The 5112-nt window shown below is 69.7% G+C and carries 10 protein-coding genes; 6 read left to right on the top strand and 4 right to left on the bottom strand.

The genetic code is table 11. From position 1 onward, the window contains the following. Both AB0M52_RS30260 and AB0M52_RS30265 read left to right on the top strand, forming a co-directional pair. On the top strand, window positions 1-350 hold a 350-nt coding region (locus AB0M52_RS30260), incomplete at its 5' end, for a VOC family protein (RefSeq protein WP_363960801.1). A gap of 74 nt (window positions 351-424) precedes the next feature. Next, window positions 425-880: a hypothetical protein gene (locus tag AB0M52_RS30265; RefSeq protein ID WP_363960803.1), complete on the top strand. Its 456-nt coding sequence runs from the start codon at window positions 425-427 to the stop codon at window positions 878-880. Between the two features lie 69 nt (window positions 881-949). Here AB0M52_RS30265 and AB0M52_RS30270 read toward each other — a convergent pair whose 3' ends face one another. Continuing rightward, a complete protein-coding gene (locus AB0M52_RS30270) occupies window positions 950-1138 on the bottom strand; it encodes a DUF397 domain-containing protein (protein WP_363960805.1) in 189 nt (62 codons plus the stop codon). Further along, window positions 1125-1922 carry a helix-turn-helix transcriptional regulator gene (locus AB0M52_RS30275; RefSeq protein WP_363960807.1) on the bottom strand — a complete coding sequence of 266 codons (798 nt, stop codon included), beginning with the start codon at window positions 1920-1922 and terminating at the stop codon, window positions 1125-1127. The genes AB0M52_RS30270 and AB0M52_RS30275 overlap by 14 nt, the downstream gene beginning before the upstream one ends. Before the next feature lie 562 nt (window positions 1923-2484). Between AB0M52_RS30275 and AB0M52_RS30280 the strand changes: the two genes are divergently transcribed. The 3 genes from AB0M52_RS30280 to AB0M52_RS30290 all read left to right on the top strand — a co-directional run bounded on the left by AB0M52_RS30280 (window position 2485) and on the right by AB0M52_RS30290 (window position 3668). Then, a complete protein-coding gene (locus AB0M52_RS30280; protein WP_363960809.1) occupies window positions 2485-2601 on the top strand; it encodes a hypothetical protein in 117 nt (38 codons plus the stop codon). Next, entirely contained in the window at window positions 2568-2756 is a 189-nt protein-coding gene (locus AB0M52_RS30285) for a hypothetical protein (RefSeq protein WP_363960811.1), read from the top strand. Before AB0M52_RS30280 ends, AB0M52_RS30285 begins: the two co-directional genes overlap by 34 nt. 63 nt (window positions 2757-2819) lie before the next feature. Further along, entirely contained in the window at window positions 2820-3668 is an 849-nt protein-coding gene (locus AB0M52_RS30290; RefSeq protein WP_363960813.1) for a phosphatase PAP2 family protein, read from the top strand. Here AB0M52_RS30290 and AB0M52_RS30295 read toward each other — a convergent pair. Continuing rightward, entirely contained in the window at window positions 3656-4105 is a 450-nt protein-coding gene (locus AB0M52_RS30295; RefSeq protein WP_363960815.1) for a hypothetical protein, read from the bottom strand. The two genes, AB0M52_RS30290 and AB0M52_RS30295, sit on opposite strands and share 13 nt — an antisense overlap. Continuing rightward, entirely contained in the window at window positions 4065-4733 is a 669-nt protein-coding gene (locus AB0M52_RS30300) for a hypothetical protein (RefSeq protein WP_363960817.1), read from the bottom strand. Before AB0M52_RS30300 ends, AB0M52_RS30295 begins: the two co-directional genes overlap by 41 nt. Before the next feature lie 70 nt (window positions 4734-4803). On the opposite strand from AB0M52_RS30300, the gene AB0M52_RS30305 reads away from it, so the two are divergent. After that, the gene (locus AB0M52_RS30305; protein WP_363960819.1) at window positions 4804-5052 is read left to right on the top strand and encodes a LysR family transcriptional regulator; all 249 of its coding nucleotides are present in this window, start codon (window positions 4804-4806) and stop codon (window positions 5050-5052) included. Window positions 5053-5112 lie beyond the last annotated feature (60 nt).

The following is a 5112-nucleotide window of genomic DNA, read 5'->3' on the forward strand; positions in this document are numbered from 1 at the left end:
CCACCCTGATGGGCGTCATGCTCGACTGCCCCGACGCGAAGGCGCTGAGCCAGTTCTACGCGGAGCTGCTCGGCAAGCCGGTGACGTACGAGGCGGACGGGGTCGCCATGATCGGCGAGGACGGCGCGCAGCCGGTGCTGTTCCAGCAGGTGGAGCAGTACACCGCGCCGCGCTGGCCGGATCCGGCGTACCAGCAGCAGATCCACCTCGACGTGACCGTCCAGGACGTGGACGCGGCGGAACGGGCCGCCCTCGGCATCGGTGCCACCCGACTGGACGGCGCCGGCCCGAACTGGCGCGTCTACGCCGATCCGGCCGGCAAGCCGTTCTGTCTGGTGTGGACTGGCTAGTGCCTCGTTACCCGATCAAGGTTGCGCGGCGAGGCATTGGTTAGCCTGCCTGTGCAGCGGCGGAGGGGCGGGCCATGGATCTGGTGGTGGTGCCGGCTCGGTGGCTCAGCGAACCCATCGCCCGGGTGCTGGGCATCGACGGCAGGACGCGACAGGACCGGCGGGCCGAGCTGATCGAGGACCTCACCCTGCCCGGCGAGGACATCGACGATCTGGGCCTGCGGCACATCTGTCGATCGGCGGCGTGGTTCGTGATCCTCGGCGTGGGCTTCTTCGCCTCGATGGCGGTGGCGATCCCGGTCTCGCTGCTCGCCGAGGAGTTGACCGATCCGGCGTACTTCGTGAGCGGGCTGGTCAGCTTCTTCCTGTTCTTCATGGCGTGCCTGCACGGCACCAAGGCGTTGATCGTGCACTACCTGCCGGAGCGGTGGTGGAATCCACGCAACCGGCTTTGGCGGGTGGCCATGCTTGCGCAGTGGCCGGATCTCGTGGTCGCCCTGGCGCTCGCGTACCTGGTGGCCGCGTCGTGATCCGTGATTGACCCGTCGGAAGGCGAAGGCCCCGCAGCGCGCACGCTGGGGGCCTTTTTCGGTACGCGGTCAGTGCCGCGTCGCGAAGCCGAGGAACGACCGCCAGGCGGCCGGGTCGAAGGCGAGCACCGGACCGGCCGGGTCCTTGCTGTCGCGGACGGCGACCACACCAGCCAAGTTTTCGGCTACCTCGACGCATTCGCCGCCGGACGAGTTGCTGCGGGTGGACTTCCGCCAATGGGCGTTACTGAGGTCCATGTTGGCTCTCAACCTCCTTGATCAGGGCGATCGAGAGGTCTTCGGGGAGGGCGATCGCCCGCACGCATTCCCATCTGGCCAGAAGTGTAGCCAGCTTCTCCTCGGTGTCGGCCGCCTCGCCACCGAGGTGGTTCTCCAGGTGCCCGACCCAGGTGCCGTCCGGTAGCCGGGCCAGCGACAGCGGCCCGTCCAGTCCGACATGCAGGCCGGCGCTGGCCGGGATGACGTGGAGGTGGATGAACGGCAGCTCAGCCATCCGCAGCAGGTGGGCGAGCTGCTCGGCCATGATGGCGTCGCTGCGACGCAGGACATACTCGTCGATCACCGCGACGATCTGCGGCGGGCGTTCGAGCCTGAGGATCTCCTGGCGTTCCAGGCGGGCCGCCACCTGCTGCTCGATCTCCTGCGCCGGTCGGGTGTCGTCGAAACGCAGCACCGCGCGGGCGTAGTTCTCGGTCTGAAAGAGGCCGGGGATCAGCATCGGGTTGAAGTAGCGCAGTTGCCGGGCGGCCCGCTCGGCCTTCAGCCAGGGCATGAACCAGACGGGCTGGGCGCTCTGCTGGGCGGTGTGCAGCAGGGACTCGAACAGGCCGCCGGTCTCCAGGATCTCGTCCGCCCGCCGGGCGTACGGCAGGTCGACCGGGCGGGTTCCCGTCTCGACAGCGGACACCGTGGAGCCCGAGTAGTTCGTCCGCTTGCCGAACTCGTCCTGGTTCATGCCGGCCAGCGCCCGCTGCTTGCGTAGCTGGACGCGGATCAGTTCCACGGTCTGCTCACCTTCCATGCGCCCTCCAGGGTGGTCGCCAAGATCGCCAAGGGTCGCCGGGTGGTCGCCAAGATCCGCTGACCGTCGCCGTGACCAGGCTCGATGCCTTCCGAGGGTATCGGTGTCCTCAGCAGACTGTCACGCATGCGGATCCGCTCCACGCCGGGGAGGGCTGGGGCGGGTTCTGCTTCGGGGCCGCCCCGCGCTTCCCCCGTGTCGGGGTGGCCCCTACCCAGCCAGCTGTTGTGGGTACATCTGTTGCTGCTCTGGCGACAAGAAACGTACCCACAGCGTTTCCTTGTGGGAGGTCGAGATGCGAGTCCCCTGGTTTCGGTGCCGGGTTGCCGATCTGCCGTCGGTACCGGCGCGGCCGCCGGGAGTGTTGCCGCAACGCGCGCCCGGCGTGCAGCTGCCAGGGTGGATGCGTCAGCCGACTCAGCCGCTGCCGATGCAGCGTCCCGGCTGTGCGGGCTGGTTGACGCCGGGTCAGCAGTGGCGGGCAAACGGTGGCCGCTGGTGATCACCACACGGCTCCCGAGGCCCGGCCGCGGTCCGCACCCGGAGCGTCCGCGCGCCACCGGTGCCGACGCCCCGCACACCCCGCTGCGGCCGATGTGGTGTTGCCGGGTGGACGGGCAGCCGTGGCCCTGTGCCGAGGCACGGTTGCTGCTGCGGGCGGAGTACGACGGCAACCTGACCGGTCTGTCCATCTACCTGGCGGGTGTGATGTACGAGGCGATGCGCGATCTCTACCACCTGAACCCGCACGACGGCCCCGAGCCGAAGGCGTTGTTCGATCGGTTCGTCGCCTGGGGCCCATCCCGCCGACCAGCCAGCGAACCGCCAGCATGAGCCGCCCCGCCGCCTCGCCGCAGGACCAGCGCACATCGATGAAACCGGTGGCATGATCACGAGATGCGCGCCTCCCACGATCGTCATCGCGGCCAGCCGGAGTGGGCGGCCGTCCCGGCCGAGGGCGACCGTTACCTCGGCTGGCGTGACCTGACAGTCTGGAAGACCAGGCTCGGCCGGATCATGGCGGCGCTGGCCCGCCGGGCTGCCCGGTGGATCGGCCCGTACCCGGTGCTGGCGCTGACCCTGCTGATCGGCGTCGCGCTCGTCGTCGCGCTGACCGCCGCGTCCGTGGAGATCTACGAGGCCGTCGTCGAGACCGACGGTGTCGCGGGCCTCGACGAGCCGGTCCTGCGGGCGGCCATCGCCGCGCGTACGCCGCAGCTCAACACGGCGGTCACCGCGTTCACCAACCTCGGCGGTCCGGTCATCATGCCGATCCTCGCCGCCGTCGCCGCGCTCGCGCTGGCGATCCGGCGCCGGCAGGTCGGCCCGGTGGTGCTCATGGCGGTGGCCACCACCGGGTCACTGCTGATGACGATGGTCGGGAAAGCCCTCGTCGGGCGGATCCGCCCGCCGCTGGCCGACGCGGTCGCACCGTACGAGACCTCCGCGTCGTTTCCCAGCGGGCACACCCTCAACGCCGTGGTCGTCGCCGGAGTGGTGGCCTACCTGCTCGTACTACACCAGCGGCGGTGGCACACCCGGACGGCCACCGTCGCCGCGGCGGTGGTGTTCGCTGTCGCCATGGGCCTGAGCCGGGTGTTCCTCGGCCACCACTGGCTCACCGACGTGCTGGTGGCATGGACCCTCGGGCTGGCCTGGCTGGCTGTCGTCATCACCATGCACCGGCTGTATCTGACCGTGCGAAACGTGCGGCCTCGCGGCGCACCCGAACATCAGGTGTCGTAGTCGCCGTCCCACGGTTCGGAGAAGGCCATGTAGTCGCCGGGCTCGACGGTGACCCACCACACGTCGTCGTCTGCCTCCGGTGCCCGGGGGATCAGGCCGAAGGTCGTGCCGAACCGGTCGACCGCGAAGGGCTCGACCTCGATGCGGGAGAACGTGACCTCGCCGAGTTCCGCCAGCCGGGCCTCGTATGCCGCCCGCCGTGCCGCACGGTCCATCCGGGTTCTCGGACCGAAGGGGTCGATCCTGGCTTCCAGGAACCGGCCGTCGGCGTCGAACAGGTAGAGCGCGACGAACTCCTGACCGTCGTCCTCGCCGTGCATCGTCGGCTCGAACGGGGTGGTGAGGAAGAACTGCCGGCCATCGGCGGTGCGCCCCACGTGCTCGGCGTGATAGTCGTCATGATCGATGGGGATGCGGCTCGGCAATCCGCCTCTCATCCGACTCGTCCTCTCCGCGGTGTGCGCCGTCGCGACCGCTACCGCCAGCAGGATGCCGTCCGGGTACGACAGGCTCGCGGTCCCGGCGATCACCCCGCGCCGACCACCCTTGTGTTCCGAGCGATCGGGTGACGAGTCGTTCGACCTCGGCCCAGGTGGGCGCGGGACGTCCGTAGCCGGGTACCGGCCGGTGTTGGGGTCCGAAGAAGTACTGGTGGGTGACCGCACCGCGAATCGCGGCGTGCACCTCGGGATGGTCGTCGACGAAGTGGGTGAGGGCGAGGTCGAGGCAGTGCACCCGCTTGTCGGCCCGGGCGCGGCAGAACCGGACCTGGTCACGGGCGACCCCGCTGCGCCGGTAGAAGTCGTGGCTGTCCAGCCATCGCAGGGTGCGGGCCTGGACCCGTGGGCCGCACTTCGAGACCAGCCACACCCGGCCGTCGAACCGGGGGACGAGGCGGGCGATGGCCTCGACGGCGCCGGGCACCTCCGGAGTCGCCAGCATGGTGGCCTCGTCGCCAGCGAAGAACGCGGTGTCACCGCCGCCCGGGTGGGCGGCACCGTCGATGATGACCCGGCCGATGTCGATGCCGAGCCGTGGTTCCCGTCGCGTGTTGTTGTCGATCATGCGGCCAGGATGCGGCGTCGGAGTGCCGGCACTGAACTATTGTTTGGCCACCGCTCTATAGTTGTGCACTATGACCGGGCGGGACCTGCTCGAAGCCGACGCGCTGCGCTCGTTCGCGGTCTTCGCCGAACACCGCAACTTCACCAGCGCGGCGGCCGTGCTGCACATCAGCCAGCCCTCCCTGCACGTGAAAATCAGGAAGCTGGCGACGGCGCTCGGCGTCGAACTCTACGAACGGGACGGTCGGCGGCTGACGCTGACCGCGGCCGGTGAGCGGCTCGCCGTGCCGGCGGCCCACCAATCCATCGCCGACATGTAGATCTTCAGGTCGAAGAAGTCGTGCACGGTGTTCGGCAGGTAGAGCGCCGGCAGGACCGCC

The sequence above is a fragment of the Micromonospora sp. NPDC051296 genome (assembly GCF_040682255.1).
Classification (GTDB): Bacteria; Actinomycetota; Actinomycetes; order Mycobacteriales; family Micromonosporaceae; genus Micromonospora; species Micromonospora craterilacus.